Origin of the sequence: Afipia carboxidovorans OM5, from assembly GCF_000218565.1 — a bacterium.
Lineage (GTDB): Bacteria > Pseudomonadota > Alphaproteobacteria > Rhizobiales > Xanthobacteraceae > Afipia > Afipia carboxidovorans.
The window spans coordinates 2,565,310-2,591,082 of sequence record NC_015684.1 but is presented as its reverse complement, the minus strand read 5'-3'; the positions used below and the strand labels follow the sequence as shown (position 1 = coordinate 2,591,082).

Genomic DNA, 25,773 nt, shown 5'->3' with positions numbered 1-25,773 from the left:
TCTGCGAGGGCAGCGACATGACGTCAGCATTCACCGAGCTCGGAAGCCAGCTTTCGAACGCGGTGGATGCTGCGTTCGGCCAGCAGTTGACGTTCACGCCAAAGCGGCCGACTGACAATTTCGGAAACCCCACAGCTGGAGATAATCGCCAGTCTGGCGTTGTAACCGGATCATTGCTGCGCGGCGTCGCGCAGATGTCATTCGCAGACGGCGATCGGCGGAAAACAGAATTTAACGCTCGCGCTTCGCGGCAAGATGCACATGCCACGTTCGATAGGTCGCAGTTTACGAACGGGCTCCCGCGACAAGGTGACGTCATCGCGACAACGGCGCCAGACCCTATCGAGCGCTTTGAGGTGGTCGACACGTACGACAGCGGGTCGCGCATCATCTGCGCGTTGGTGGTGACGAAATGAGCCTTTCGCAGCTTGTCCTTCGTCACCTGACGGTGCTTGCGCTGCTCAACAAGACGCTTGCCGGGTTAGAGGTCAAGTCTTCGTTGCTTGATCCTAACATCACTGAAGACAGCGCCGCTGTTCCGGCGATCGCTGTGTTCACAGACAGTCGCTCAACCGAGCGCGGCGACATTCATGGCAAGGACATCATCGGCGGGGATAGCACGGTCACGCTGGCGCTCGAGATTGCCTGCGTCGCCAAGGCCCCCGACAAGGATGCCGAGGGCGGCGAGACGTTCATCCCACAGACTGATGAGGGGATGGAAATGACGCTCGATCTGATCGAGCGGCAAGCCGTTGTCGAGCTTCAGGCTGGTCAATCAGTTTGGGCCAACCTGTGGCGGACGTTCGCCTGTGAAGTCATAGGCCTTCGTGCGGAGCGCGGAGCTGCTGCCGAGAAGGGAATTCGGTTTGCTGCACGTCGGCTCGAAATCCAGTGCAAACCGCTGACTGATCCCGTGCCTGGCGCGCCACTGCCGCCAGCTTGGGAGACTGTGTTCGCGGCGTTCGAAGGCGAGGACACGGTGAAGAAATTTGCTCCGCTGCTTCGCGCTGCAGCGACCGGGCAGCCGGTCCCAGATTGGGCGCAGGTGCAGCAGTCGCTTGGCCTCGCGCTCGATGAGGTGACGGCGCTCGGCATCGTGCCAATGGCATCTGAGGTGCCGAGCCTTGCCAGCGAGATCGTGGCCGAGGATGACGATTTGAATGTCGATATCGCCGTGACGCCTGAAGGCTCGAGCGTCGGCGGGGTGCCGACGCGGGAGTAGCGGTATGGACTTTTGGGACCGCATTGCGAACCTCGAGGAAGAACTCACGCGGCTGCTGATGCGCGTGGCTGAGCTCGAGCGAAAGCAAGACAACACGATCCGCCACGGCAAGGTGACCGATGTTGACGCCAAGAAGCACCTGGCGCGCATTGAGATTGGCGAGAGGGACGGGACGCCTCTGAAGTCGGCATGGGTGCCTTACGGGCAGTTCGCCGGCGCCTACAAGGCGCACCGGCCGCCGACGGTCGGGCAACAGATGACGATGTTCGCCCCGAACGGCGAGGCTCGGCAGGCCGTGCTGCTGCCGATGACGTGGAGTGATCAGAACAAGTCGCCTTCCGATCAGCCGGATGAGCACGTCACGACTTTCGGCAAGCTGAAAATCGTCGAGAAGGCGGACAGCTACACGATTTCGATCGACGACAAGGCCACGCTGTCGCTGACTACCAGCGCAGCGACGCTGAAGTTCGGCAGCGCCGAGGTCGAAATTGTCGATGGCAAGGTCAACGTTACCGCCCCGACCGTGAGCGTTGCGGGTGCAACGTATATCGGCCAGCGCGACAAGGGGCGCACGGAAGGCCCCGTCATCATCACGGACGGCGGCCCGGCCGAGCGGGCTTACGCGAAGGTCGGATAATGCCGCAGATCGCTCCATTCCCCGGCGCAGGCGTCGATCGCACCACCGGCAAGGTGATCTCTGGCTGGGCACATGTCGTTCAATCGATCTGCGTGATTTTTACGACGTGCTTCGGTGAGAGGGTGATGCGCCGCTGGTTCGGCTCGTTCGTGCCAAATGTACTCGGCAGAAAGATGGTGCCTTCCACGGTGCTGAAATTCTGGACCGCGGTGTGCGTCGCGATCGACCTGTGGGAGCCGCGGTATCGCGTCACGCAGATCACGCCGTTTGGAGACCCCGACGCTATGCGCCTCGGGAGCTTGGGATGGCAGATTGACGGGATTTATATGCCGCGAGGTCATCTTGGCGATTTTACCCCAGAGCGCGGCGTGCGGACGGTTCGGTTCACTAGGTCCGATATCGGTTTGACGGTGACCCCATGACAGCGCCGACAGCTATCGATCTTTCTCGCCTGCCGTCGCCGCAGGCGATCGAGCCGCTCGACTACGAGCAGCTATTCTCGGCATTTCGCACACGATTTTTGACGGTTTGGGATGATGCGCGCGAGGCCGATCCGTCTTTGCCGCCCTACGACGTTGGTGCTCTGGAAACCGACCCCGTTGTCATCGTCGGTCAGGCGTGGAGCTATCTGCGACTGCTCGACCGCGCACGCGTCAACGATGCCGTCAAGGCGGTTCTGGCACCTCTCGCGAAGGGCGCAAACCTTGATGCCGTAGTGGCGCGCCAGAACATCGTTCGCCTTGAGACCGCGCCAGGCATTCCGGAAACTGACGCTCAGCTTCTCAACCGCTACCTGTTGAGCTTCGACAAGGCATCTGCGGGTAGCGCTTCGAGGCTGCTGTACGAAGCCTACACGGCGTGGCCTGCGATGGCGGCTGCTGCAGTGAACGGTTGGGCGATACATGGTCGACGCGGCGAAACCGATGTCGTCATTGCCGGCGCCGATGGCATCACGACGGCCGACGATATCGCGGCGGTTCGCAATGCTGTCACGAGCGACGCCTCCAAACCGGAGGCGATCGGCATTTCGGTGCTGCCGGCGGAGCGACTGGCCTACACCGTGTCGCAGGTCATTCGCGTCCCGGTCGGTCCGGACGCTGAATTGGTGCGGCTCGAAGCCGTGTCCCGGGTGCGTGCGGCTACGCAAGGGCGTTTTCTCATTGCCGCCACGGTGCAGCGCGATCTGCTCGCTGGTGCAGCCTATGGAGCCTCCATCATCGGCGTCGAGCATATCTCGCCGCCGGCAGACGTTGTCGCATCGCCGTATCAAATCCCGGTCTGCACCGACATCGACATCACGGTCGAGGTCGCCACATGAGCGAGGATCTGTTGCCGGCGAACGCCACAGCCTTCGAGCGTGGCGTTACGCTCGCGATGACGGACGTGTTGCCGGTCCCGATCCGCGAACTGCTCGATCCCGCGCAGACGCTTATTCCGTTCATTCCATTCTTGGCCGAGCACGAGAGCGTCGACCTTTGGTTCGATGATTGGACCGTCGCGCGCAAGCGCACAATGATCGAAGATGCGTTGCGATTGGCCGGGCTCAAAGGAACACGGCTCGGACTGCGCAGCTTTCTGACGTATGTCGACGCCTTGCTTATCTCGACGGTAGCTCATCCGCGACGCTTCGTGCTGGGCCGGTCGGCCCTTGGTGTCCAGCCGCTCAAGTTTCCGGCCTACACCGCGCTCTACCTCATCAAGGTTGGCCTGAAGCGACACCGCCGCGGCCTCGTGCTTGGCCGTGGCGCTCTCGGCCGCCATGCACTCGTCCGTGTCGATCGAGAGCCGATCCGACGCGCGAATATCGCTGCCACGGTCTCGAAAGCGCCAGGCACGCAATACACCGCCACGTTCGCCCATCGCCGTCGGCCTTTTTTTGACGAAATGGCCTTCGGTATGGGCTTCGACGAATTCATCGATCGCAAGAGCTTGTAGGAGCGACCATGTCGCAGCGCATTCTTTTTAATGATGCAGAGGTCCTCGAGAACGAGGATGTCGAAGGTATCGGTGCATCCGCGCAGGGTGCGCTCGACAACGTTGTCAGCGACGCGATCGGCTATCCCGCGCATTGGGCTGGCTTCACCGCGACCCAGCAGTCGGCACAGATCGTGCGCCTGACGCCCGGCCGTTATTACACCGACGATATCGTCTACGCCGCCGACGCCTCGACCGATATCAATCTGCAGGTGCACATCCCGCTGGCCGCCTCGGATCAGCGATGGGTGGCAATCATCATGCGCGGCAACGTCGAGACGGAGACCGCGCTGCGAATCTTCGAGACATCGACCGACGTCGAGACGTCTGTGCCTGTCCAGCAGACCGCGCCGAAGCGCGAGGTGCGAGCAGCGACATTCACCGTTCAGCAGGGCGTGGCGTCGCCGGCGCCGGCGTTGCGTCCGGTGGTCGCCGGCACCGACGCGATCGTCGCATGGGTGTTGCTGTCTTCGCAGGGCATTGCGCTGATCGAGCCCGGAGAGGGCTCTCGTGTCAAATCGCTCTACGAGGTCGAAAAGCGCGTGAGCGTGAACGAGGCTGATCTGACGAACATCAAGCGTCGGACCACTGCGATTGAGACCGACATCGTCAATATCACGCAACGCTTGAGCGATATTCCGCACCCGACGATCATTCGCCAGCTCAAGCGCGACGTCGCTGCCACACGACGCCTGCTCGCCCTTCCGGACGAGGCTCGAGCCTATTGGTACGATCCGGGGTTGCTTCAGGAAGAGTGGGACAAGACGCATGCCAGTTGGCTGGCGCGCGTGCGTGAGGGCATCCGCTTTCCGTGGGCTGCCGAGCGAGACGCGCAACTCGCGTTGCTCGATCCCGGTTCACCGGCAATTCGTATGGCGGGCACGCTGCTGATGCCGGCATGGACGGAGGTGACGCGCCTCGAAGTCCTCAGCGATGGTTCGAACGTCAATATCAGCCAGACCACGCACACCGTCGTTACCGCGATCCGCAAGGAGATTGCGCGGCAGGTCATCGAATACGGCCCGACTGTCACAGTCTGCGAGAACAACGCCGAATGGGCGAACACGGCGCATCTGTCGGTAGGCGAACTGTTCACGCATAACGGTGAGACGTTCGAGGTCGTCAACATCGCTGGCAACGTGGGATGGGCTGGCCATGTGCTCCGTGCGGTCCGAAAAGTCATCACCCGGACCGTCAACGATGTGTATTGGGAGTACGTGAGGGAAGAAATCGGCGTGAACGGGTCGGTTCATGGTCAAACGTGGTTGTGCTCGCAGCCTATGATCTTGACTTCAATCGACCTCGATTTTGCAAAGGTCGGGGCGACCGGCGACGTGCATCTTTTCGTTTGCGAGTGCGACGAAGGCGGCGCTCCGAATTTCAAATCTGTCGTCGTTTCCACGGTCAAGGCGCCAGGCGATCTTTCGCTCGATTGGGTCAACTTCTCGTTCCGGCCGACACTTCTTGAGAGCGGTAAGCGGTACGCGTGGTTCACGGTAACAACCGGAAACCACGCCCTCGGGACGGTCGCAGGCAATAGCTACACGCAAGGTTCGCGCTTCGTCTGCACTGACGGCGTCTGGTCGCAGGTTGTCATCGACAGCGATTTTGCGATGCGTCTCAACGGTGCGTCTTTCGCTGCGACGCGCACCGTCGTCGAGTTCGATGCGCTCACGCTCGAAAACGGCATGACCGAGGTTCGTCTGTTGCACGGCGGCTGGCAGCCGGGCGGCACGTCACTCATCTGGGAAATCCAGCCCTCGGGGTCGGATGAGTGGCAGGCGATGACGTTCGACAATGCGAACGGTGCCGATAGCATGGTCGGCCTACCAGCGCTGGTTCGGCTGCGCGCCATCTTCGTCGGAACGACCGACCTTCAGCCAGCCATCGTCATGGACGCAACGGCGCGCGGCTATACGTTCCGGCCGCGCGGAGACATGGTCGCCGTGTCGGTGGATCATGAGTTCGGTGTCTCGACCACCTCGGTTCAGATCGAGGCTGTTCTCGACTGTTATGATCCCGGTAAGCACACGGCTGCGCCGAAGCTGATCATCGGCTCGACCGTCTACACGCCGACCGCGACTGTGGTGACGCCCGATCTGATCAATTCTGAGAAGCGGACGTTGCTTGCGAGCTTCACTGTGCCGGAAACTACTTCGGCCCGGGCCCGGATCGATATGACATCGAGCGAAGTGACGGATGAGCCATTCGTCCAGAACATCGCGATGTATGCGCTGTAAGGAAATCACAATGACGACAAAAACCTACAAGCCGACGGCGCAGTATCGCGTCGAACTGTCCCGCGTTGTGAAATTCGACGGCCTGTTGCTGCGCGGTGAGATCACGCTGACCGGCGAAGCCATTGATCGTCTGATCGCCCGCGAGGGCGCTGACGTCGTCGTCTCGGCCACGAAGCTTTAAGGGAGAGTAGCGGTGGCAGATATCTCTCCGGGTCCCGAGAACGACTATCAGGCCACGCCGACCCTGACTTTCAGCCGCGAGGTCTGGAACGTCGTCATGGCATCGATCTCCGCGCGCCTCAAGGCGCGCGAACTGCTCGAAGCGACGTTCGAAGCGATGATCGAGGACGGCACGCAAGCGGCGCTCGACCTGATCAGCACTAATGTGGCCCCGCAACTCTCGGAACTTTCGACGCAGATCACATCACTGCAGGGGCAACTCGAAGACCTTCTCGACGCCGGCACGGCGCCGAACGCTTTGCAGTTGGGGGGCGAAGACCCTGCGTTCTACCTGTCTCTCGCCAATGCAACAGGGACACTGCCTGTTGCCAAAGTCGATGGTATCGAGACGTCGATTGCTGCTGCTATCGACGCATTGGTCGCTGGAGCGCCAGGTGCTCTCGACACTCTGAAAGAGATTTCGGACGCGCTCGGCAACGATGCAGATTTCACCGGCACGATGATGGCTGCGCTGGCGGCACGTCTTGTGAAGGCAAACAACCTTTCCGATCTCCCGGACGTGACTGAAGCGCGCACCAATCTCGGGCTCAAGTCGGCGGCGACGAAGGACGCGGGCACGGCTTCGGGCAACGTCTTGCTGCTCGACGCCAACGGCAAGGCCGCGTCATCGGTACTCGACTTCGCATCAACCGTAGAGGCGCAGGCTGGCGTCAATACGGCCAAACCCATGAACGCCGCGCGGGTGAAGGAAGCGATCCAAGCTCTCGCGTCACCACCAACTGACCGCGTGACGCAACTGCGGTTGGCGTATGCGGGCGATAAAACTGCGAACGACTTCGCGACATCGGTTTCAGAGCCGTTTAGTGGGGCTGCGGTAACTGGCTTCTCGGCGACTGGTGACGGGCTGAACAATGTCTATTCTAAGGTTCGCTTCCGCTACCTCCAATACTACACCCCCGCCTCCGGGTGGGTGACATCGGCATTCGCGTAAGGACCACGCCATGAGCCTTTCTTTCGTAGAGGACCACGGCGAGTGGTTCGCATTCATCCCCGATCCTTTCCCAGAGAACTTTCCTCCGGGCGTCATGTTCACCAAGCGTGCCTCAGACCCGAGCGACGGCAGTGGATGGTACGGCTACAAGGAAGCCGCGTTCCAAGCCAACACCCTCAAGATGACGGTAGCGCCGAGCGGCGAAGACTGGATCGTGCAGGCCACGTCGCGCGATCCGTCGATGCTCTTTCCGCAAGGCGGGATGAAGGTTGTCGAGTTCGATGACAGCAGTTCCGATCCCGTCGAGCCCGATGCCTACACCGGGAAGGTCTACGATCCGGTGGCGCACACGATCAGCGATCCACCAGCCGCACCGCCTCCGGTTCTTTCATGCACGCCGTGGCAATTGCGAAGGTCGCTCAACCACTTCGGGCTTCGCGAGGCCATCGAAGGCTTCGTCGCGAACAGCGGTGATCAGGACATCAAGGATGCGTGGGAATTCGCCACGGAGTTTCGCCGCAATCATCCGTTTGTCGCGGCCTGCACGGCTGCGCTCGCACCCGCGCTCGCTATCACGCCGGAAGCGGCGGATACGTTGACCGATCAAATTTTTGAGTACGCGGTGACTGCGTAGCAGCCACGCGCGACGAACAACCCACATTCACCAAAGGCCGTCCGCAAGGGCGGCCTTTTTGCTTGGAGAAAGCCTATGACCGAACCGACTTTTGGCATCACGTTTGTCCGAGACAACAACGAACCGCGTCCGGTTGTCCCGTCCGACCTCTCACCGGTGGGCCTCGTTCTGCCGTCGGAAGACGCCGACGCTGCGGTGTTCCCGCTCAACGGACTGGTTGAGTTCAATTCGAGCGATCAGACCTATCTCACCGCGCTCGGTACCGGCGACCTCTTCAAGGCCGTCTCGATCATCAATGCGCAGCTTGCTGACTTTCAGCTTGCCGCGCGGATCGTGGCCGTCCGCGTCGCCAAGGGCGCCAACGATGCGGCGACGATGACGAACATCATCGGCAACCAGGCGGCCGGCACCGGACTGTACGCGCTGCTGCGCGCGGGGCAGGTCCTCGGCGTGATCCCCCGCATCCTCGGCTTTCCCGGCTATACCGGCATCTTCACGCGTGACGAGGACGACGTGGCGGAAGCGAACCCGATCTGCGCGGTTCTTCCCGCGATCTGCTCGGCGCTGCTCGCACACGCTGTCGTCGGCGGGCCCGGTACCACGAAACAGGATGCTCTCGATTGGCGCGAGACGATCAATTCCGACCGTCTCATTCCGGTCGACAATTACCTCAAGGTCAGCGACGGCACGGACACGACGGAAATCGATGCCGCGGCGTCGGTCATCGGCATCGGCGTGCGCTGCGACTTCAAGCTCGGCGCCGGCGTTCCGTCTCACTCGTGGGCCAACCAGCCCGTTCACGGCATCGTCGGCCTCCGTCGGTATGACGCGTTCAGCCTGACCGACGGCGCCAACGATGCGCAGGAAATGCTCGCGCAGAACATCGGCGTTGTCCTTCGTGGTGAACTCGGTGTCGAGACCGCGATTGCGGAGGCCGGCTTCAACTTCGTCGGCACCGATAACGCCGGCATCGATCCGCTGTGGCAGTTTTATAACGTCACCCGCATGCGCGACTTCATCCACCTCTCGCTGTTGAAGTCGCTTCGCAAGCGGCTCGGCGTGTCCAACATCACGCCGCACGCGGTGCAGGCGCTGGAGAACGACATGACGAATTTCATGTCCGATCTGAAGGCGAACGAGCACATCCTCGGCTTCCGCGTCGGCTTCGAGAAGGACAAGAACTCGCCCGAGAACCTGCGCCTCGGCAGGCTGCGTATCTTCTTCCGAGCGGAAGAACCGCCGGTGCTGCGCCATCTGACGATCGACAGTCGCCGGTACCGCCCAGCGCTCGAGGAAATGCTCGACACCCTCATCACGCAGGCAAACTCGCTGGTCGCTTAACAGCGGCTGGCTTGCGGGCCGCTAACCTCTAACACTTGGAGCAATACCTATGCTTATCATTCACGAAGCCGGCGCCCTGTTTGTTGGCGACGATGGTCCGGACAACGGCAAGCATGTGAACCTGCTGACCATCAAGCTGCCGACACTTGAGGAAAAAACGTCAACCCATTTTGCGGGTGGCGCGATCGGTGAAATCTCGGTGGGCGGGCTAGGCCTGTCGCCGCTTGAGGCGACCTTCAAGCTTGCTGGCTATGATCCGCAGACCATGAGCCAGTTTGGGTTGGGCGCGGCTGGCAGCCGGCCATACACCTACTACGGCGCATTGCGCGACAAGCAGGGCGGTCGCGTGATTGAGCTCAAGTCGATCATGTACGGCCGCTTGACCAAGATCGAGGGTGATGAATACCAGCGCGGCGATCTTCTTGGCCATGATCACGCAATCTCAGAAATTCTGCGCTATCAGGTCTATTACGACGGCAAGGAGAAGTATTTTTACGACTTCTTCAACTCCGACTGGCGCGTCGATGGCGTTTCGCAGAACGCCGACGTCCGCAACATTCTCCGCATCGGCGGCGGCCAGTGAGCGTTGGCATCGGGAGGTAAGAAAATGGAAAATGCTGAGAGTGTGAAAGAGGCGGCGGCTTCGAGCGAAGCCGCCGCAGCGCCGCAGATCGATCCGCCGCGGTTTGTCGAAGAGGCGAGGCGCTTCCGATCGGTCCCGCTTGAGTGGCCGATCACCTATGGCGGCCAGGTCTATGACCAGATTACGATCCGCCGCATGACCGCTGATGAGGTTCGGCAGTTCGTCGACGCGGCGGCCAACGGGCTCAAGCCATCGCTGCCGATTTTCGACGTGCCTGATGCTGTCCTCGCAGCCCTTGATGCCGATGACGATGCGGAGGTCGAAAAGGCGGTGAACGATTTTTTGCCCCGAAGCTTGCGAGCGGAGATCGAGCAGACATCCGCCGCTGGCAGCACTACGTCAGCATCGCAGCCGCAGGATTAGGCGGCGCGAATATTCCTTGGTTGTTGGCCGAGGATTGGTGGTCGTTGTTGCGCTGGTACGAATGCGGTGCCGCGCTTCTGGGGTTGAGGTCGAAGAATGGGTAGTCTGACGAGCAGCCTCATCATTTCGCTGATCGACCGGGTCAGCGGCCCCGCAAAGGGCGTCGGCGCCGCGCTGAAGGGCGTGGCCGCGGCCGAGAAGAAGCTGGGAAGCGGCGGCACGTCGAAGAAGTTCGACGGCCTCGCCGGTTCTCTTGAGCGGGCGCAGAAGGCCGCAAAGGGCTTGGAGTTCGTCGACCTTCGGAAGACGTTCTCCAGCTTCAACCTGACCAGTCGCGAAATCCGGGCCATCACAAAGGACTTCGACGCGCTTCAGCGCGCTGTCCGCGGGATGAAGGCATCCGACCAGCTCGGGGCTCTGAGGATCTGGCGCGACGCGACCGTTCGCGATTTGCGCGCTGTGAGGCACGAAACGCATCGGCTTCAGGCGGTGCGCGAGCGGGCCGCCAGCACGTTCCGCCGAAGCGTTCGCAACGGCGTCGGCTACATGACCGGCGGCAGCCTCACCTATGGCGCATATCGCGCCGGCCGCGCAGGCGTTGAGGCAACCGCCGGCAATGTTCGCGAAGGCGCGCGCGACTATCTCGCTGGCTTGTCGCCGACGGAAAGCGCCCGCCTGAAGGCAACCGCGCTCGGACTGTCTGGTCGGTATCCATCCGTCAGCATGGAGAGCATGCATCAGAGCTTGCGCGAAACGGCGACGTCGATGCGTTCGGTAGATAAGGCCGTCGAGATGGGTGACACGCTCGCCCGCGGGCTGGTCGTTCTGCAGAGCCTCAAGGGTAAGGACGAAGCCTTGAAAGAGAGCGCGAAATTCTTCAGCGCACTCGATACCCTCGGGAAAAATCTTGACCCGGGCGAAGTGCGAGAACTGTTTCACGGATACCTCAAGGCGCTCGGCGTCGAGGGCGTCGACCTGAATATGGCCGATCTGAAGCTGATCGCGCAGAAGTCGAAGTCCGCGGGCCCGGGGCTGTCCAATCGTTTCCTGATGGCGACGGCGCCAGGCCTGCAGGGCGACATGGGCGCTGCGCGGCTCGGCACGGCGCTTGGATCAGAGGTTGCCCAAATCATCGGCGATCGCGCCACGAAGAAGGCGAAGGCGGCGCAGAGCCGGTACGGGCTGCGTAATGGCAGGGGCTGGATCGATAGCCGCAAGATCATGACCGATCCCGACAAGTTCGCTTGGGAAAATCTGATCCCGGCGCTGAAGAAGAAAGGGATCGACCCCGACGACGTCCCCGCCGTCACGAAGGTGATGAACGAGATTTTTAGCAACCAGATGGTGTCCGATCTCTTCACGAAGATGATCACACAGCGGCAGCAGTATCAGGGGAAGTCGGAGCAGTACGAGAAGGCACCGGGGCTCGATGCTGCCCAAGCGCTTCGCGGGAAAGACCCGTTCGTTGCGCTCCAAGGTTTGACGTCGTCGCTTCTCAATTTTGTCAGCGTCGCCGGCGAGGGCGGTATGAAGTCGGCCGTGAGCGGCCTCAACTCGCTGGCCGATGCCATCGGCAACCTGACGCAGAAGCTCGCCGACAATCCGAAGCTTGCGACCGGCGCGGCGCTTGGGACCGGAGCCGCTGCGGTTGGTGGAGGTATCGGTACGGCCCTTGGGTTGCGCGGCCTCTACCGGTGGTTCACGAAGCCAGCAGCTGGCGGTGCAGGCGCTGCGGCAGCAGGGAGTGGCGCGCTCGGCGCTGCCGCCAAGTTCGGCCTAAAGCGGGTGCTTGGCCCGATCGGCCTTGCTTGGGGGCTCTATGAGCTGGTGAACGGTTTCACCGGCGACAATTCCCGCGGTGGCGGGGATGCCTCGAGCAGGGCGGCATCGGCGAGCCGGGCGAAGGCCGCCTACAGCAGCGGCATGAACCCGTGGATGACGGGCGAGACGCTGCCGACTGGCAAGGGGTCGGATATCTGGGGCGGCGGGGCCAAGCCTGTCGATTTCCTCGATGGCTCCGTGAAGGCCGCCGGTGCAGGCCAGAAGACGGGAGAGGCTTTCAAGAGCGCTCTCGAAGCGGAGTTAAGCCGGGTCGATGCAACGATCGCGGCGGCTGTGCAGCGGTGGACCGGGATGCTGGGCTTCAGCGTCAGCCCGACGATCACGCCGAACATCAGCAACCCGCCTGCGCAGCGACAAGGCGGCCTCAGCGGCAGCAAGCACGCGATGCATGCCGACTACGGTTTCGGAACGACGGGGTAGGCCAGCATGCTCTGCCAGCTTGGTGCGACGCAGTTCACCGTCGCTCCCTTCAACATGCACGAAACCGAACACGAGGCCGGCGCCTCGTTCGCCTCGCATGAGGTGCTCGGCAAAATGCCGACGCTCGAGTTCGTCGGCGAGGCTGCCGAGACGTGGACGATCCGCGGCAAGCTATTTCCGAAGCGGTTCGGCGGGATGGACGAACTGAGTGTCCTTCATGCAATGCGCCGATCTGGGGCATCGCAGTTCTTCATGCGCGGCGATGGCATACCGATGGGCTGGGTCGTTATCGAGCGCGTTGTGGAAAGGTCCTCCTACATCGCGTCCGACGGCGTCGGAAAGGTGATCGAATTCGACATCACCTTGAAGCGTGCGGACGGTCCGAGTGCTGACGGCATCTTCAACGCGCTGCTGAGCATCTTCACATGAGCATTGAGACGTACATCGTCGTCGGCGACATGATGCTCGACCAGATCCTCTGGCAGCGCTTTCGCCGGAAGACGCCCGGGCTGATCGAGCGCGTGCTCGACATGAACCCGGGCTTGGCCGGTCTTGGCCCGGTCATTCCGAACGGGACGTCGATTTCGATACCGATAGACACGCCGTCGTCGCCGGCCGCCGTTCCTGTCGTGAAGCTGTGGGATTGACTGGATGCCCCAAGCGATCTTTCAGGCCTTTGTCGGCGGAAATGCCGTCAGCGAAAGCTTCAACCAGCGCCTAGAAAGCCTGACGGTCACGGACAAGGCCGGAACGACCTCTGACGCAGCTTCAGTGACGCTCGACGACAGTGACGGATGCTTGCTGATGCCCGGCGTCGGCGATCCGATGACCCTCAACCTAGGCTGGGACATCAGCGGCGTTGGCTTAGTGTTCGACGGCATCATCGACACGATCCGCTCGGCCGGCACGCACGGCGGCGGCCGAACGATGACAATCACGGCGAAAGGCTTCGATCCGAAGGGGAAGGCGAAAGAACCCCTCGAATTTCACAAGGACGATGCATCGCTTCAGGACTTCATGAGCGAGGCCGCGGGGAAAGCAGGGCTCACCTTTAAGGCGCACGGCTCTGTCGGGTCGATACAGCGCCCGTATTGGTCGGCCGGGACCGAGAGCTTCATTCACCTCGGACAGCGGATCGCGAACGAGATCGGCGCGCAGTTTAAAATCCACGGCACGGTCGGGATTATGTACCCGAAGAATGCCGGTCTGGCCGTCTCAGGGGCGGCGCTGACGGGCATTACAGCGCTCTGGGGCGACAACCTGATTGATTGGGATATCTCGCCGGTGCTCGCGCGTCCGCGCTTTGAGCGCGCTCGGGCGCGCTTCTACGACCCTAACAAAGCGAAGTGGATGGAGAAGATCATCGAAATCCAGCCGCAAGGGCCGTCTTCTTCCGCGACACATACGCACCGCATCACCCGTGCGGACGATGGTGAAGCGCAGGAGGCCGCGACGCAGAACCAGCGTTCATCGGAGCGGGAGCGCGGCGGCGGCTCGGTGACCATCGTCGGCAATCCGGCGGCGCAGCCGGAAGGTTCTTGCACCGTTATCGGTGCCCGACACGGCATAGATGGCACCTACAAGATTGAGGGCGTCGAGCACACGCTGGTACGTGGCAGCGGGTATCGCACGCGGCTCGACCTGAAACACCCCGAAGGGGACGTTGGATCGGACAATCGATCCAACAATTAGCGCCACGCCCGATTGTGCGGGCGCGCGCTCACTTTGCTGCACATGGAGAAATCGATGACCAACACGGCCACGCCGGCGCGCGAGTTCTTTCGCGTGCCGATCGATGTCATGGAAAAAATCTTTCCGCGCGCCTCGGGAGACATCCTGCAGGCATTCGTCGAAAAGCAGGATGTTCTCTCTGCCGTCGGCGTTGATGGAACGCGCCAGCGCCTTGCCTATCTGTTCGCCAACCTTCACGCGGAGACATCGGGCTTCGCGCTGAAGGGCCTGACGGAGAACATCAACTACACGGCGGCACGAATGGCGCAGGTGTGGGATAACCGATTTTCATCGGCAGCGGCTGTGCAGGCCAAGTACGGCACCGCGCCGGGCTGGCAGAAAAAGGCGTTCGACGACATCTATGGCAACCGGATGGGTAACCGGCCCGGCACGTCGGACGGCTCACGCTATATCGGCCGCGGTGGTCCGCAAATCACGGGGCGGGATGGCTACGATCAGATCGGCCGGCGTATCGGCGTTGATCTTGTCTCGAGCCCGGAGCGGGCCTGCGAGGCCGCGCTGCAGCCGGATATCGCCGCAGCATTTTGGGATTGGAAGGGGATGAACCGCTACGCAGACGCTGGCGACTTCCTCGGCTGCGTCAAGGCGTGGAATGGCGGGACAAATGGGCTTGCCGAGCGACAAGCGCAACTCGTGCGCATCACCGGCATCCTGCAGGGTGTGAAGATCGAGCTCGCCCCGCCGGTCACGAAGCCGCCGGCGGCGCCGGTGATTGAGAACGACACCAAGCCGTCCGTCTGGGCGGCTTTTTTCATGGCGATCGCGAACATCTTCAGGAGGAACCAAGCATGAGTGGACTTCAAATCACCTTCAGCATCGCTCTCTTCGTTGGCGGCTACGTCGCGTCGATCTACACATGGACCCGCCTCAAGGTCATCGTGAACGGCGCGCAGGCGGAAGCCGAGAAGCTGCGCGCCAAGGCGAAGGCCATTGTCGAGGCGGCGCAGAAATGATCGGGCCGATCTCCCGCATCCTGCTGCGCTATGTGGTCGGCTACCTGGTCATTCGCGCATTGATCCCGCAGGATATTGCCGACCAGATCGCAAACGATCCTGACATCGCGGCGGCTATCGGCTTTGCGATCGCCGCGGTTGTCGAAGGCTTCTATGCACTGGCGAAAAAGCGAGGATGGCGGACATGACCGCCATCCTGTCGTGGCTTGCGTCGCTGCTGTCCGGGCCAATCGTCAACGGCGTAATCGATGGCTACAAGGCCAAGCTCGCGGCCGGAAACGACAAGGATCGCATTGCAGCCGACCTTGCGCAGCGTGAGCTCGAGGTGCAGCGCGCGGAAATCGAGGCGCAGGCGCAGATCAGAATTGCGACCGTCGGGCGTTTCTACGAACCCGAGAAGATCATGGGCTACGCCGTGGCGATCTACATCGCCAAGCTGCTTGTCTGGGACAAGGTGCTCGGGCTGGGTTCGACCGATCCGCTTGGTGGCTGGATCGAGACCACAGCAAATCTCGTGGTCGCCTTCTACTTCGGTAAGCGCGGCGCGGAGAGCGTGGCGAAAATCGTGACGGGAGCATTGCGCAAATGACCTGTTCACTCCGGGATATCTTGCGGCACTTCGATAATCGTATTTCCGAGGTCGCAACCGCATCGATCATGATCGGGATCGGCCTGCAGATTATCGCAGCGCCGGTGCCCGGCGACTATCGTGCGCTTGATGATTTGCTGCGATGTATGTCAGGTGATTTTATCGCAGCCTTCTTCATCGCCGTAGGAGCGATCCGGGTCGCTGCACTTATCGCGAATGGGCATTGGCGAACTGTCGGGCCATGGATGCGCTCTGCAGGCGCAGCGATCGGTGCGCTGATCTGGTCGCAGATGTTCCTCAGCCTGATCGTGGTTTCGCCCGATGACCTCACGTCACTCGGTGCGCCGGTCTACTTTGTTTTCACATGGATCGAACTGATCTCGATCTACCGGGCACTGGCGATGAGGGGTCATCATGGACGCGGTGGCTAAGCAGGCGTTTGAAGCCCTCGGGCCGTTCATCATCGTTCAGTTCGCTGTTGCGGCTGCCGTGTTCTACGGCATCTGGACTGCCGCCACACGCGGGGTGCGGGACAGTCGAACCGAAGCCGTTCCGCAATGGCTGCTTATCGCGCCCGCGCACGACGCGATCGAGGATTTGTCGGAAATTTCCGAGCATATGCGCCGGCAAACCAAGCTGCTGGAAAAGATCGAGGCAAGCCTAACGGCCTGCAAGGTCGCGCTCGAACTGATCCGCGACGAAAGCCGTCTGCGGTAATCCTCCGCATCCCTCCAACAACCGAAGGACCTCCCATGATCCGCACCGTTATGGTGGCGGCGCTCGCGCTTGCCTGCGTCTCCGCGACTGCTGAAGCTCGCCCGCGGCATTACCGGGCTCAGCCCGTCAATCACTGCGTCGAGACAGGCACCGTCCTGCATCCGGTGTGCGGCAGCACCTCTTTTTCCGTCGAGAAAATTAACACGAGCCGCAGTGATCGTCGGGGCGTCCCCGATCGGCGCGTCGTCGCGACGTCATTCGGTGGCGGCGGCATAGTCGCTTACGCCCGCACCCAGATCGGCAACGGTGCGATCTACGGCCGGCGCAATCTCTGGTGCGCGCGCTTCATGAACTACGTTCTCGAGCGGACCGGATACCGCGGCACAGGATCTGATATGGCGCGCTCGTTTGCGAGCTATGGGCGCCGCATCTCTGGCCCGCAGGTCGGCGCGATCGCCGTGATGTCGCGCGGCCGCCGCGGCGGTCATGTTGGCGTGGTGAGCGGCGTCGATGCTCACGGCAACCCCATCATCATTTCCGGCAACCACAACCGGCGCGTGGCCGAGGCGGTTTATCCGCGCGGCCGTGTCTACGCTTACGTGATGCCGGCAGACTGAAATCGGCGCGCCGCCCGCGCGCCGTAACGAACGTCGTCGGATGCCTCCGCTGACGTAGGGCCGAAAGGCCCCCTCCCTAGACTGGCCCCGCTGTCCCTCGTTGAGGGCGGCGGGGCCTTTTTTGCGTTTAAGGGGTCGCCTTATAGGGCATGCGCAGGCCGAGCAGGCGCGCGCGAAGCTTCCATCGCTGCGGGCCGCAGGTCTTGCAACTTATGCCGGTGTCATCCAGTGAGGCGATGGGCATGTCCGGTGGCCTTCGGATAGCCGCCAGGTCGATTGTCTTGGTGGTCCCGCATTGCTTGCACTGTAGGTCGACGCCCGTGTAACCCGCCGTGATGGCATCCTCCATGGTCGGGGAGGGGTACATCGGTCCGCCTTGGAATATCTGCGCGTGCCATGCGTCGCACTCGAAGCGGGCGGCGGCGCTGCGCGCCTCGGCGGCCTTCAGCTTGTTAACCGAGTAGGCGTGATCGGCCTCGCGGATTGCCTTGGCGAGGGCTTTCCGATCACCGCCGGAAACGGGCCAACGAGGACGGCGAGGGATGCTCTTCAACGATCGTTTCCATGAGCCGGGAAAGCCCGATTTTAACGGGCTTCCGTAGGGAACGCATCGAAAACATCTGGCGCACAAAGGACCCGTCTGGGCGCATCGACTTTAACGAAATCAATGGTTTCGCATTAATGCGGAGTTATCGTCTCCTGGGGTGCGATAAGAGCGCGCTAACCATCGCTTTTGGCGCAGGTCGAGCGACAATCGGAGCCTAGCGCAGTCCCTCATAGACCAGGAGGCCGCGCGCGATTTCGATCTTTCGCAGGATGCGGGGGCCGCGTGGACCGGGGTCCGGCTGGATATGCCGCCAGGAGGTGAGGCTGAACTGCGACAGCGTTCCCGTTACATCGCCCAGCGCCACGATCTGGCCGGTGAGGCTGAGCGGGGTATGGGCGCGGGGAGAAAAAGGCAGCAGCAGAAGTTCGAGGGGCAAGAGGCCGCCATCGCTCGTCATCGCGGTGACGCCTGCCACGGTCGGCAGTGTTTCTTCGGCCACGATGCCGACCAGATCCTCCATCTCCCGATGGGCCTCGCCGGTGAAAAGGGCGGTGAAGCTTTCGCCCTTCACGTCGCGGCCGAGCCGCGCACAAAGGCGGGTGCCTGCGATGCGGAACGGGTATCCGGCCCAGGGCTCGTAAGCGAGGACGAAGATGTCGCTGAGCAGGTGGCGGATCGGCTCAGGGGCAAGGGTGTTGCGGTCGGGTGCGGCGGCGTGCCCCCGCGCCTTGTCCCAATAAGCGAAGAATTCCTGATTTGATGGATGCTTCACGGTCCAACCCATCCGCCGGGTCCAGGGGCGGGACAGGTCTGTCTCGCACCCGCACGCCGCGCGGCCCTTTTGCAGTAGTGCGCAAGGATCGTTGCACCGTCCATGCCGAAAGGCGGATCGGGCCAGTTTAGGCCCATATTTGTCGCGTTAAGATTAATTTAACTATGAAGTTGAGCGTTCCCGGATGCTGGCTAGTATGGATTTACTCCACGGGCGGCGGCGACTTTCTCCAGAAGCGCCGCAGTTCCAGACCTCAAGTTGAAGACCAAGTTGAATAACGGGTGGCTGTCGCAGATCGGCCAATGTGCGGGAAGGGGTGGGGAATTTCCTTCGCAAATGGCTGTCGCCGATCAGGGGAGAACCGGTCAGGTTCTCCCCTTTTTCGTTCCCGGCTCGCTTTTTCGCCCTTCCGCCGCATTCATTGCTTGCGCTAGGACCCAGAACCCGTATCTGAAGGACTGGCCTTGGTCCCTCGCGATCCGGGCGAACCAGGTCAAAATCATTGCTGGCACCCCCCGAACGCACCCGTGAACCGATTTTGACGCTGCCGCGTCCGATGACGCTTCTGCTGGTCGTTCTGTTCGGGATTCACGCGCTGCGTGCCTTGCTGCCGGCCGAGATCGATCAGGAAATTATCTGGACGTTCGGCTTCGTGCCCGCGCGCTACGAGGCGACGCTAATGGCCGAGCAGATTCCGGGCGGGATCGGCGCCGGGGTCTGGAGCTTCGTCACCTATTCGCTGCTGCATGCCGATCTCACCCATATCGGTTTCAACATGCTGTGGATGCTGCCGTTTGGCAGCGCGGTGGCGCGTCGCTTCGGTGGCATGCGGTTCTTCCTGTTCTTCGCTGTGGCCTCGATTGCGGGTGCGATCGTGCATCTGCTGACGCATGTCGGCGAACTCGCGCCGATGATCGGCGCGTCGGCCGCGGTGTCCGGCACCATGGCGGCGTCGCTGCGCTTTGCGTTTCAGCGCGGCAGCTTCCTGTCATTTGGTCGCAGCCACGATGCCGATGAGGCTGCACGCATTCCGGCGTTGCCCCTGTCGCAGGCGCTACGCAACGGCCGCGTGCTCGCCTTTCTCGGAATCTGGTTCGTGCTCGACCTCATGACCGGCCTCGGCGCGATTGAAATCGGCCTGGAGTCGCAACAAAGTATCGCATGGCAAGCGCATGTCGGCGGGTTCCTTGCGGGACTTCTGCTGTTCTCGCTGTTCGATCCCGTCCCGCGCGCCAACGCCGATTCGGCAAACTTATCGTCCGCCGAGTTTCCTTCAGGCGAAAACCCGCCGTCGCGCGACGTCTGATTTTCTTTCCCTTGCGGTGGCAGCCGCATTGATCCATCATTTCACAATCGAGACCGGAAGACTCCTCGCCGGTGATGCAACCAAATCGCGGCTCGGCGGGTTGGTCTGACTGGTGGCAAGATCGCGCGTACCAGAATGCGATCGCATAGATAAGGAGGCGCTGACGATGACGGTTCAGGCAGTTCTCGGTACCAAGGGGTTCGAGGTCATCAGCATCCACTCGGATGCGACTCTCTCCGAGGCCATCGCACTTTTGAGCTCGCGGCATATCGGCGCAGTCCTGGTGATGAAAGACCACCACATCGAAGGCATCCTGTCCGAGCGTGACGTCGTGCGCGTCCTCGCCAAGCGCGGCGCAGAGGCACTCCAGGAGCCGGTCGGTGATGTGATGACGCGCAAGGTCGTGACCTGCAGGCGCGCCGATACCGCCGCCTCGATCATGGAAAAGATGACGAACGGCAAATTCCGCCATCTGCCGGTGGTGGAGAACGATCGCGTCGTCGGCCTGATCTCGATCGGCGATATCGTGAAGTGGCGCGTCAAGGAGTTCGAGCACGAGCAGGAAGTGCTGCGCGACTACATCAAGACCGCCTGACGATCCATCGCATGAGGCTTTGCCCTTGGCATGAGGCTGCGCCCTTGGGCGCGCCTCATGTTGCGATTCATGTCTGCGCGGTGCCGGGCGGCACGCTGACGTCCGCCGGGGCGATAGCCGCATCCGGCGCCAGCATGGTGATGGCGTCCTGAACCGATTCGACGGCGCGCTCGGCTGCACGCGCGCCGAGTGCGATACATTCCTCCGCGCGATGGAAATCGAACCAGCCGATCCGCCCGACGCGCGGCGAGATCAGCACGTCCGGCGGATCGCCCGCGAGGCGTGCGCGCGTAATGCGATCCTGCATGATGTTGAAAGCATCCACCATCACGGTGGAAATGCCGGGGCGGTCCGGCGTGCCGAAGAATTCGCGCTTCATCGTCCGCTCGGCGGAGAAGAATCCGAACCGCTTCTTTTCCGGCGCAGGCTCGGACTCCTGCTGCTCCTCCGGCGTGCCATGCGAGATGATGGTGCCGTGGCCGGTGATATCGGTGGAGACGTTGCAGGCGATCACGATTTCCGCACCGAGTGCCCGCGCCGCCGACACTGGCACCGGATTGACGAGCGCGCCATCGACGAGCCAGCGGTCACCGATCAGCACGGATGCGAAAATGCCCGGCAGCGCGTAGGAGGCACGCATCGCATCGACGAGTCGTCCATGCGTGAGCCAGATTTCGTGACCGGTCTTCACCTCGGTGGCGACGGCCGCATATTTCAGCGGCAGCGACTCGATGCTGGTGTGGCCGAAGGTCGCGCTGAGCTGCGCGGCGAGCTTGTCGCCGCCGATCAGGCCCGAGCCGTTGAGACGAAGATCAAGATAGCCGAACACGCTGCGCGGGCCGAGATGGCGCGCCCATTCTTCGAGAGCGTCGAGATGCCCGGCTGCGTAGGAGCCGCCGACCACCGCTCCGATCGAGGTGCCGGCGATGATGTCCGGCACGATGTTGTTGGCGAGCAGGGTGCGGAGAATTCCGATATGGGCGAAACCGCGCGCGGCACCGCCGCCGAGCGCGAGGCCGATCTTTGGCCGCGGCCGGGGAGAGGGAGCAGCAGGCTCGCTTTTCTCCTCGGGCACGAGCCTGTCGCTGATTCCTTTCAGAACTTCGAGCAACGCTCAAATCTCCCGATGATTGCCGTTGCCTGCCAGCTTGGGGACACGCATCCACACGCCCGCAGGCTGGTTCGTCCGCAGGCAAACGGGGGATATTGCCGGAATGTGACTGAAGCGGGACGTTTTATCCAGATATGTTCGCAACCGCAGGAAGGCGAGGGCCGCCGGTGGCCCAAGAGGCTTGAATTTGCCGCCTTTTCGGGGAAGAAGCTAACGCCATGATGACAATCCGGCATGGCAGTCCTGTCGCAGGATGCATGAGGGGTCTTGGCGCGCGCGTGGGGCGCGCCTGCCTGCCTGTCGTGCTGGCCGGAATGCTGCTCGGCGCGCCTGCCCATGCCCAGTTCCCCGGTGACAATCCGGCGCCGGTTCCGCCGGCGAGTATTCCCGAGGCCGAGCCATCCAGCCCCGCGATCAGCCTCGCACCGCCGTCCGCACTTCCCGTGCCGCCGGATCTTCCGGCGCAGCTTGTGCAGCCGCCGCTCATCCCGCCGCCGTCGGCACAGGCCGCGCCGCAAGGATCGCTCGCTCTGTCGGCCCGCTTCGGCAAGGATCTGCCGGTGATCAATGGCGGACTGGTCTGGCGGATCTATTCCGACAAGCCGAGTCTCAACGGCGCGATGCAACTCGTCCGCGAGGAGCATGCCGCGGGTCCGACGATACCGCTGCCACCGGGTGGTTATGTCGTGCATGCGAGCCTTGGTCTTGTCAGCGACGTGCATTCGCTGACCGTGAAGCAGGATGAGACGGCACGCGAGACGTTCGAACTTCCCGCGGGCGGATTGCGGATCGAGGGGCGTGTCGGCACGTCCAAAATCCCGCAAGGCCAGATCGTGTTCTCGGTCTACAAGGGCAGCCAGTTCGAGATCGGCACCGGCGACCGCGCGCCGATCGCGCAGAACATCCCCGCGGGCGACGTGCTGATGCTGCCGGCCGGAATTTATTATCTCGTTTCGAACTACGGCGACGCCAACTCCATCGTCCGCTCCGACATTCGCGTGCAGGCGGCGAAGCTCACCGACGTCGTCGTCACGCACCGCGCCGCGGTGATCACGCTGAAGCTTGTCGGCGAGAAGGGCGGCGAAGCGCTCGCCAACACCTCGTGGTCGGTGATTACGCCTGCAGGCGACGTCATCAAGGAATCGACCGGTGCGTTTCCGCGCGTGATGCTTGCCGAGGGCGAATATCGCGCCATCGCCAAGAACGAAGGCAAGGTGTTCGAGCGCGACTTCGAGGTGAAGAACGGGGTCGACGGTGAAGTCGAAGTGCTGATCCGCTGAGGGGAAGCAGATTCGTCATTCCTGCTTCGAGACCTGTCATTGCCGGGCTGACCCGGCAATGCATCTTCCAAGCAACTCTGCCTTAGAACCGCGTGACGATCTGATCGAGCGGTGGACGCGGGCGATCCTCGATCGTCCGTGTCGGCTTGCCGATATGGATGAAGCCCGCGATCTTTTCATTCGGCGCAAGGCCAAGCGCATCCATCGCATCGCGGTCGAAGGCCATCCAGCCCGTGACCCAGTCGCAGACGTAGCCGAGCGCAGTCGCGGCGTGAACGATGTTCATCGCGCTCGCGCCGGCCGACAATTCCTGCTCCCACGCGGGCACCTTGAAGTGCTCGACAGTCTTGCTCACAACCGCGATCACGAGCGGGGCCTGCGAGAACCGCGTACGTTCCTTGTCGACCTGGTCCGGCGTCGCCTTCGGATTCTTCTGCGCGAACAGTTTTGCGAAAATTTCGCCCGCGCGATCGCGGCCGTCGCCCTCGAATACGATAAAGCGCCAGGGCGACAGCTTGCCGTGATCTGGCACGCGTGAGCCGATGGTGAGAATGGTGTCGAGTTCGGCGGCATTGGGGCCGGGGCCCGTCATCTCCATGGGCTTGAGCGAACGGCGGGTTTTCAAAAGTTCAAGTGCGTCGGGCATTCACGGCATCCAGAATATGTGTTTCGTCATGGCCGGGCTTGTCCCGGCCATCCACGTTTTCGCGTGACAAAACCAAGATAAGACGTGGATGCCCGGCATAAAGCCGGGCACGACGATTTCATCATGGAATTGCCCTAAGCAAGGCCCTTCACGCGCTTCACGTCCGGCGGAATTGCTTCCGTGGTGAGGGCCTTCAGCGCTTCATCGAGCGGCACCACGCTCGAGCCTTCCTTGCCGAGGCGGCGGATCGAGACCGCGCGCGTCTCGGCTTCCTTCTTGCCAACGACGAGCAGGGCGGGGACCTTTGCCAGCGAATGTTCGCGCACCTTGTAGTTGATCTTCTCGTTGCGAAGATCGATATCGACACGCAACCCCGCGGCACGGCAGGCCTCGAACACCTCGCGAGCGTAATCGTCACCATCCGACGTGATGGTGGTGATAACGGCCTGCACCGGCGCGAGCCAGAGCGGGAAGTGCCCGGCATAATGCTCGATCAGGATGCCGGCAAAACGCTCGAGCGAGCCGCAGATCGCGCGATGGACCATCACCGGCGCGACCTTGTTGGAATGCTCGTCGATGTAGAACGCGCCGAACCGCTCCGGCAGGTTGAAGTCGACCTGCGTGGTGCCGCACTGCCATTCGCGGCCGATGGCGTCGCGCAGCACGTATTCGAATTTCGGCCCGTAGAAGGCGCCTTCACCGGGATTGATCGAGGTGGTGATGCGATTGCCGGACTTTGCCTTGATCTGCTCCAGCACGGTCGTCATCACGCTCTCGGCGTGATCCCACGCGGCATCCGAGCCGACGCGCTTGTCGGGGCGGGTGGAGAGCTTGACCGTGAGCTCGCCTTCGAAGCCGAAATCGGCGTAGGTCGAGAGGATCAGGTCGTTGATCTTGAGGCATTCCTCGGCGAGCTGCTGCTCGGTGCAGAAGATGTGCGCATCGTCCTGCGTGAAGCCGCGCACGCGCATCAGACCGTGCATCGCGCCTGACGGCTCATAGCGATGCACGACGCCGAACTCGGCAAGGCGGATCGGCAGTTCGCGATAGCTCTTCAGCCCGTGCTTGAAGATCAGGACATGGCCGGGGCAGTTCATCGGCTTGATCGCGAACCAGCGCTTGTCCTCGGCTTCGTCGCCGGCGGACTGCGCCGCGAACATGTTTTCGCGATACCACTCCCAGTGCCCGGAGGTCTCCCACAGCGACTTGTCGAGCATCTGCGGCGCGTTGACCTCGTCGTAATCAGCGGCGAGGCGGCGGCGCATATAGGCGATGATCTCCTGGAACACCGTCCAGCCCTTGGCGTGCCAGAACACGACGCCGGGGCCTTCCTCCTGGAAGTGGAAGAGGTCCATCTCGCGCCCCAAGCGACGATGGTCGCGCTTCTCGGCTTCCTCAAGCTGCTTGAGGTAGGCGTCGAGCGCCTGCTGGTTGGCGAACGCCGTACCGTAGATGCGCGTCAGCATCGGATTGTTGCTGTCGCCGCGCCAGTATGCACCCGCGACCTTCATCAGCTTGAAGGCGTTGCCGATCTTGCCGGTTGAGGTCATGTGCGGGCCGCGGCATAGGTCGAACCACTCGCCCTGCTTGTAGATCTTGATCGACTGGTCCGCCGGGATCGCATCGACGAGCTCGACCTTGAAGGCCTCGCCCTTGTCGGCGAACACTTTCTTGGTGTCGTCGCGCGTCCACACTTCCTTGGTAAAGGGGGCATCGCGAGCAATGATCTCGCGCATCTTCTTCTCGATGGCGGCGAAGTCTTCCGGCGTGAACGGCTCGTTGCGGAAGAAGTCGTAATAGAAGCCGTTCTCGATCACGGGGCCGATCGTCACCTGCGTGCCGGGCCACAGCGTCTGCACGGCTTCGGCGAGCACGTGCGCGCAGTCGTGCCGGATCAGCTCCAGTGCGCGCGGGTCGTCGCGGTTGATGAGTTCAAGCGTGGCATCCTGCTCGATCGGATCGGCGAGGTCGGAGACGACGCCGTCGAGCGCCATGGCCACGGTGCGCTTGGCAAGCGAGGGCGAGATGCCCCTGGCGATCTCGAAGCCGGAGATGCCTTTGGGAAATTCGCGCTTGGCGCCGTCGGGGAAGGTGATGGTGACTTTCGCCGCGTGTTCGACTGCTTTGAGGTTGGCGAGGCCGAACTGGAATCCGGGTGCGGGCGTATCTTCAGACATAGTGCTCTCCTGTGGCTCACTCCTGCGAACGGGCGCAGGTAAGCAATAGGAGAGGGATATAGCAGCGGAATCGCCGCGGGCAAAGGTTTGACTCCCTCTCCCCGCTTGCGGGGAGAGGGCTGGGGGTGAGGGGCTCGGCGCTCAAAATAAGCATCGAATCCCCCTCACCCGGATAGCCAGCGCGCGCTATCGACGCGCTATGGCTATCCGACCTCTCCCCGGCG

General features: G+C 62.4%; 32 protein-coding genes. 27 read left to right on the top strand and 5 right to left on the bottom strand.

The features are described 5' to 3' along the window. Positions 1-17 precede the first annotated feature (17 nt). From OCA5_RS12145 to OCA5_RS12035, 24 genes are all read left to right on the top strand, one after another. Positions 18-416, top strand: a complete 399-nt coding sequence (locus OCA5_RS12145; RefSeq protein WP_041559567.1) for a hypothetical protein — start codon at positions 18-20, stop codon at positions 414-416. Next, a complete protein-coding gene (locus tag OCA5_RS12140) occupies positions 413-1,222 on the top strand; it encodes a hypothetical protein (protein ID WP_012562743.1) in 810 nt (269 codons plus the stop codon). Before OCA5_RS12145 ends, OCA5_RS12140 begins: the two co-directional genes overlap by 4 nt. Positions 1,223-1,226: 4 nt before the next feature. Next, positions 1,227-1,859: a phage baseplate assembly protein V gene (locus tag OCA5_RS12135; protein WP_012562744.1), complete on the top strand. Its 633-nt coding sequence runs from the start codon at positions 1,227-1,229 to the stop codon at positions 1,857-1,859. Continuing rightward, positions 1,859-2,281: a GPW/gp25 family protein gene (locus OCA5_RS12130; RefSeq protein WP_012562745.1), complete on the top strand. Its 423-nt coding sequence runs from the start codon at positions 1,859-1,861 to the stop codon at positions 2,279-2,281. The genes OCA5_RS12135 and OCA5_RS12130 overlap by 1 nt, the downstream gene beginning before the upstream one ends. After that, on the top strand, positions 2,278-3,177 hold the full coding sequence (locus OCA5_RS12125; protein WP_012562746.1) for a baseplate J/gp47 family protein: 900 nt from the start codon (positions 2,278-2,280) through the stop codon (positions 3,175-3,177). The genes OCA5_RS12130 and OCA5_RS12125 overlap by 4 nt, the downstream gene beginning before the upstream one ends. Further along, positions 3,174-3,794 (top strand): phage tail protein I, encoded by a 621-nt coding sequence (locus tag OCA5_RS12120; RefSeq protein WP_012562747.1) that lies wholly within the window; start codon positions 3,174-3,176, stop codon positions 3,792-3,794. Before OCA5_RS12125 ends, OCA5_RS12120 begins: the two co-directional genes overlap by 4 nt. An 8-nt stretch (positions 3,795-3,802) precedes the next feature. Continuing rightward, complete coding sequence (locus OCA5_RS12115) at positions 3,803-6,073, top strand: hypothetical protein (protein WP_012562748.1); 2,271 nt, start codon at positions 3,803-3,805, stop codon at positions 6,071-6,073. Between the two features lie 10 nt (positions 6,074-6,083). Then, positions 6,084-6,254, top strand: a complete 171-nt coding sequence (locus OCA5_RS19290; RefSeq protein WP_012562749.1) for a hypothetical protein — start codon at positions 6,084-6,086, stop codon at positions 6,252-6,254. Positions 6,255-6,350: 96 nt separating this feature from the next. Beyond that, complete coding sequence (locus OCA5_RS12105; protein WP_244396170.1) at positions 6,351-7,244, top strand: phage tail protein; 894 nt, start codon at positions 6,351-6,353, stop codon at positions 7,242-7,244. Between the two features lie 10 nt (positions 7,245-7,254). Next, on the top strand, positions 7,255-7,878 hold the full coding sequence (locus tag OCA5_RS12100) for a hypothetical protein (protein WP_012562751.1): 624 nt from the start codon (positions 7,255-7,257) through the stop codon (positions 7,876-7,878). Positions 7,879-7,953: 75 nt separating this feature from the next. Then, entirely contained in the window at positions 7,954-9,219 is a 1,266-nt protein-coding gene (locus OCA5_RS12095; RefSeq protein WP_012562752.1) for a phage tail sheath family protein, read from the top strand. 49 nt (positions 9,220-9,268) lie between these two features. After that, complete coding sequence (locus OCA5_RS12090; RefSeq protein ID WP_012562753.1) at positions 9,269-9,802, top strand: phage major tail tube protein; 534 nt, start codon at positions 9,269-9,271, stop codon at positions 9,800-9,802. A 24-nt stretch (positions 9,803-9,826) separates the two neighbouring features. Further along, positions 9,827-10,225, top strand: a complete 399-nt coding sequence (locus OCA5_RS12085) for a phage tail assembly protein (protein ID WP_012562754.1) — start codon at positions 9,827-9,829, stop codon at positions 10,223-10,225. Positions 10,226-10,321: 96 nt separating this feature from the next. Further along, complete coding sequence (locus OCA5_RS12080; RefSeq protein WP_012562755.1) at positions 10,322-12,487, top strand: hypothetical protein; 2,166 nt, start codon at positions 10,322-10,324, stop codon at positions 12,485-12,487. A 6-nt stretch (positions 12,488-12,493) separates the two neighbouring features. After that, positions 12,494-12,916, top strand: coding sequence for a phage tail protein (locus OCA5_RS12075; protein WP_012562756.1), 423 nt, complete (start codon positions 12,494-12,496; stop codon positions 12,914-12,916). Further along, the gene (locus OCA5_RS12070; RefSeq protein WP_012562757.1) at positions 12,913-13,134 is read left to right on the top strand and encodes a tail protein X; all 222 of its coding nucleotides are present in this window, start codon (positions 12,913-12,915) and stop codon (positions 13,132-13,134) included. Before OCA5_RS12075 ends, OCA5_RS12070 begins: the two co-directional genes overlap by 4 nt. A 4-nt stretch (positions 13,135-13,138) precedes the next feature. Further along, positions 13,139-14,179 carry a phage late control D family protein gene (locus OCA5_RS12065; RefSeq protein WP_012562758.1) on the top strand — a complete coding sequence of 347 codons (1,041 nt, stop codon included), beginning with the start codon at positions 13,139-13,141 and terminating at the stop codon, positions 14,177-14,179. A gap of 54 nt (positions 14,180-14,233) precedes the next feature. Continuing rightward, a complete protein-coding gene (locus tag OCA5_RS12060; RefSeq protein ID WP_012562759.1) occupies positions 14,234-15,031 on the top strand; it encodes a glycoside hydrolase family 19 protein in 798 nt (265 codons plus the stop codon). Continuing rightward, the gene (locus tag OCA5_RS19285) at positions 15,028-15,192 is read left to right on the top strand and encodes a hypothetical protein (protein WP_012562760.1); all 165 of its coding nucleotides are present in this window, start codon (positions 15,028-15,030) and stop codon (positions 15,190-15,192) included. Before OCA5_RS12060 ends, OCA5_RS19285 begins: the two co-directional genes overlap by 4 nt. After that, on the top strand, positions 15,189-15,380 hold the full coding sequence (locus OCA5_RS12055) for a hypothetical protein (RefSeq protein WP_012562761.1): 192 nt from the start codon (positions 15,189-15,191) through the stop codon (positions 15,378-15,380). Before OCA5_RS19285 ends, OCA5_RS12055 begins: the two co-directional genes overlap by 4 nt. Then, positions 15,377-15,781 (top strand): hypothetical protein, encoded by a 405-nt coding sequence (locus tag OCA5_RS12050; RefSeq protein ID WP_013913211.1) that lies wholly within the window; start codon positions 15,377-15,379, stop codon positions 15,779-15,781. The genes OCA5_RS12055 and OCA5_RS12050 overlap by 4 nt, the downstream gene beginning before the upstream one ends. Beyond that, a complete protein-coding gene (locus OCA5_RS12045; RefSeq protein WP_012562763.1) occupies positions 15,778-16,212 on the top strand; it encodes a hypothetical protein in 435 nt (144 codons plus the stop codon). Before OCA5_RS12050 ends, OCA5_RS12045 begins: the two co-directional genes overlap by 4 nt. After that, the gene (locus tag OCA5_RS12040) at positions 16,196-16,498 is read left to right on the top strand and encodes a hypothetical protein (protein ID WP_012562764.1); all 303 of its coding nucleotides are present in this window, start codon (positions 16,196-16,198) and stop codon (positions 16,496-16,498) included. Before OCA5_RS12045 ends, OCA5_RS12040 begins: the two co-directional genes overlap by 17 nt. Before the next feature lie 35 nt (positions 16,499-16,533). Next, complete coding sequence (locus OCA5_RS12035; protein WP_012562765.1) at positions 16,534-17,115, top strand: TIGR02594 family protein; 582 nt, start codon at positions 16,534-16,536, stop codon at positions 17,113-17,115. A 127-nt stretch (positions 17,116-17,242) separates the two neighbouring features. On the opposite strand, the gene OCA5_RS12030 is transcribed toward OCA5_RS12035, so the two are convergent. Further along, entirely contained in the window at positions 17,243-17,668 is a 426-nt protein-coding gene (locus OCA5_RS12030; RefSeq protein ID WP_013913210.1) for a hypothetical protein, read from the bottom strand. Positions 17,669-17,876: 208 nt separating this feature from the next. After that, positions 17,877-18,446, bottom strand: coding sequence for a PAS domain-containing protein (locus tag OCA5_RS12020; protein WP_013913209.1), 570 nt, complete (start codon positions 18,444-18,446; stop codon positions 17,877-17,879). Positions 18,447-18,990: 544 nt separating this feature from the next. Between OCA5_RS12020 and OCA5_RS12015 the strand changes: the two genes are divergently transcribed. Next, on the top strand, positions 18,991-19,740 hold the full coding sequence (locus OCA5_RS12015) for a rhomboid family intramembrane serine protease (protein ID WP_042200972.1): 750 nt from the start codon (positions 18,991-18,993) through the stop codon (positions 19,738-19,740). 166 nt (positions 19,741-19,906) lie between these two features. Beyond that, on the top strand, positions 19,907-20,335 hold the full coding sequence (locus OCA5_RS12010; protein ID WP_012562769.1) for a CBS domain-containing protein: 429 nt from the start codon (positions 19,907-19,909) through the stop codon (positions 20,333-20,335). A 67-nt stretch (positions 20,336-20,402) separates the two neighbouring features. On the opposite strand, the gene OCA5_RS12005 is transcribed toward OCA5_RS12010, so the two are convergent. Beyond that, complete coding sequence (locus OCA5_RS12005; protein ID WP_012562770.1) at positions 20,403-21,446, bottom strand: patatin-like phospholipase family protein; 1,044 nt, start codon at positions 21,444-21,446, stop codon at positions 20,403-20,405. Positions 21,447-21,664: 218 nt separating this feature from the next. Here OCA5_RS12005 and OCA5_RS12000 point away from each other — a divergent pair, with 218 nt between their 5' ends. Next, the gene (locus OCA5_RS12000) at positions 21,665-22,726 is read left to right on the top strand and encodes a hypothetical protein (protein WP_012562772.1); all 1,062 of its coding nucleotides are present in this window, start codon (positions 21,665-21,667) and stop codon (positions 22,724-22,726) included. An 82-nt stretch (positions 22,727-22,808) separates the two neighbouring features. Here the strand turns inward: OCA5_RS12000 and OCA5_RS11995 are convergent, their stop codons facing one another. Next, positions 22,809-23,372, bottom strand: a complete 564-nt coding sequence (locus OCA5_RS11995; protein ID WP_012562773.1) for a nitroreductase family protein — start codon at positions 23,370-23,372, stop codon at positions 22,809-22,811. Between the two features lie 134 nt (positions 23,373-23,506). Next, a complete protein-coding gene (gene thrS, locus OCA5_RS11990; RefSeq protein ID WP_012562775.1) occupies positions 23,507-25,549 on the bottom strand; it encodes a threonine--tRNA ligase in 2,043 nt (680 codons plus the stop codon). Between the last annotated feature and the right edge of the window lie 224 nt (positions 25,550-25,773).

What these genes read in the sequence shown, in the direction of transcription:
- OCA5_RS12090 (WP_012562753.1), top strand. Translation starts at nt 9,269, where the DNA reads ATGCTTATCATTCACGAAGCCGGCGCCCTGTTTGTTGGCGACGATGGT.
- OCA5_RS12120 (WP_012562747.1), top strand. Translation starts at nt 3,174, where the DNA reads ATGAGCGAGGATCTGTTGCCGGCGAACGCCACAGCCTTCGAGCGTGGC.
- OCA5_RS12100 (WP_012562751.1), top strand. Translation starts at nt 7,255, where the DNA reads ATGAGCCTTTCTTTCGTAGAGGACCACGGCGAGTGGTTCGCATTCATC.
- OCA5_RS12105 (WP_244396170.1), top strand. Translation starts at nt 6,351, where the DNA reads ATGGCATCGATCTCCGCGCGCCTCAAGGCGCGCGAACTGCTCGAAGCG.
- OCA5_RS12010 (WP_012562769.1), top strand. Translation starts at nt 19,907, where the DNA reads ATGACGGTTCAGGCAGTTCTCGGTACCAAGGGGTTCGAGGTCATCAGC.
- OCA5_RS12130 (WP_012562745.1), top strand. Translation starts at nt 1,859, where the DNA reads ATGCCGCAGATCGCTCCATTCCCCGGCGCAGGCGTCGATCGCACCACC.
- OCA5_RS12045 (WP_012562763.1), top strand. Translation starts at nt 15,778, where the DNA reads ATGACCTGTTCACTCCGGGATATCTTGCGGCACTTCGATAATCGTATT.
- OCA5_RS19290 (WP_012562749.1), top strand. Translation starts at nt 6,084, where the DNA reads ATGACGACAAAAACCTACAAGCCGACGGCGCAGTATCGCGTCGAACTG.
- OCA5_RS11995 (WP_012562773.1), bottom strand. Translation starts at nt 23,372, where the DNA reads ATGCCCGACGCACTTGAACTTTTGAAAACCCGCCGTTCGCTCAAGCCC.
- OCA5_RS12040 (WP_012562764.1), top strand. Translation starts at nt 16,196, where the DNA reads ATGGACGCGGTGGCTAAGCAGGCGTTTGAAGCCCTCGGGCCGTTCATC.
- OCA5_RS12140 (WP_012562743.1), top strand. Translation starts at nt 413, where the DNA reads ATGAGCCTTTCGCAGCTTGTCCTTCGTCACCTGACGGTGCTTGCGCTG.
- OCA5_RS12115 (WP_012562748.1), top strand. Translation starts at nt 3,803, where the DNA reads ATGTCGCAGCGCATTCTTTTTAATGATGCAGAGGTCCTCGAGAACGAG.
- OCA5_RS12060 (WP_012562759.1), top strand. Translation starts at nt 14,234, where the DNA reads ATGACCAACACGGCCACGCCGGCGCGCGAGTTCTTTCGCGTGCCGATC.
- thrS (WP_012562775.1), bottom strand. Translation starts at nt 25,549, where the DNA reads ATGTCTGAAGATACGCCCGCACCCGGATTCCAGTTCGGCCTCGCCAAC.
- OCA5_RS12020 (WP_013913209.1), bottom strand. Translation starts at nt 18,446, where the DNA reads ATGGGTTGGACCGTGAAGCATCCATCAAATCAGGAATTCTTCGCTTAT.
- OCA5_RS12125 (WP_012562746.1), top strand. Translation starts at nt 2,278, where the DNA reads ATGACAGCGCCGACAGCTATCGATCTTTCTCGCCTGCCGTCGCCGCAG.
- OCA5_RS12035 (WP_012562765.1), top strand. Translation starts at nt 16,534, where the DNA reads ATGATCCGCACCGTTATGGTGGCGGCGCTCGCGCTTGCCTGCGTCTCC.
- OCA5_RS12075 (WP_012562756.1), top strand. Translation starts at nt 12,494, where the DNA reads ATGCTCTGCCAGCTTGGTGCGACGCAGTTCACCGTCGCTCCCTTCAAC.
- OCA5_RS12085 (WP_012562754.1), top strand. Translation starts at nt 9,827, where the DNA reads ATGGAAAATGCTGAGAGTGTGAAAGAGGCGGCGGCTTCGAGCGAAGCC.
- OCA5_RS12135 (WP_012562744.1), top strand. Translation starts at nt 1,227, where the DNA reads ATGGACTTTTGGGACCGCATTGCGAACCTCGAGGAAGAACTCACGCGG.
- OCA5_RS19285 (WP_012562760.1), top strand. Translation starts at nt 15,028, where the DNA reads ATGAGTGGACTTCAAATCACCTTCAGCATCGCTCTCTTCGTTGGCGGC.
- OCA5_RS12080 (WP_012562755.1), top strand. Translation starts at nt 10,322, where the DNA reads ATGGGTAGTCTGACGAGCAGCCTCATCATTTCGCTGATCGACCGGGTC.
- OCA5_RS12015 (WP_042200972.1), top strand. Translation starts at nt 18,991, where the DNA reads ATGACGCTTCTGCTGGTCGTTCTGTTCGGGATTCACGCGCTGCGTGCC.
- OCA5_RS12000 (WP_012562772.1), top strand. Translation starts at nt 21,665, where the DNA reads ATGATGACAATCCGGCATGGCAGTCCTGTCGCAGGATGCATGAGGGGT.
- OCA5_RS12065 (WP_012562758.1), top strand. Translation starts at nt 13,139, where the DNA reads ATGCCCCAAGCGATCTTTCAGGCCTTTGTCGGCGGAAATGCCGTCAGC.
- OCA5_RS12095 (WP_012562752.1), top strand. Translation starts at nt 7,954, where the DNA reads ATGACCGAACCGACTTTTGGCATCACGTTTGTCCGAGACAACAACGAA.
- OCA5_RS12145 (WP_041559567.1), top strand. Translation starts at nt 18, where the DNA reads ATGACGTCAGCATTCACCGAGCTCGGAAGCCAGCTTTCGAACGCGGTG.
- OCA5_RS12070 (WP_012562757.1), top strand. Translation starts at nt 12,913, where the DNA reads ATGAGCATTGAGACGTACATCGTCGTCGGCGACATGATGCTCGACCAG.
- OCA5_RS12050 (WP_013913211.1), top strand. Translation starts at nt 15,377, where the DNA reads ATGACCGCCATCCTGTCGTGGCTTGCGTCGCTGCTGTCCGGGCCAATC.
- OCA5_RS12055 (WP_012562761.1), top strand. Translation starts at nt 15,189, where the DNA reads ATGATCGGGCCGATCTCCCGCATCCTGCTGCGCTATGTGGTCGGCTAC.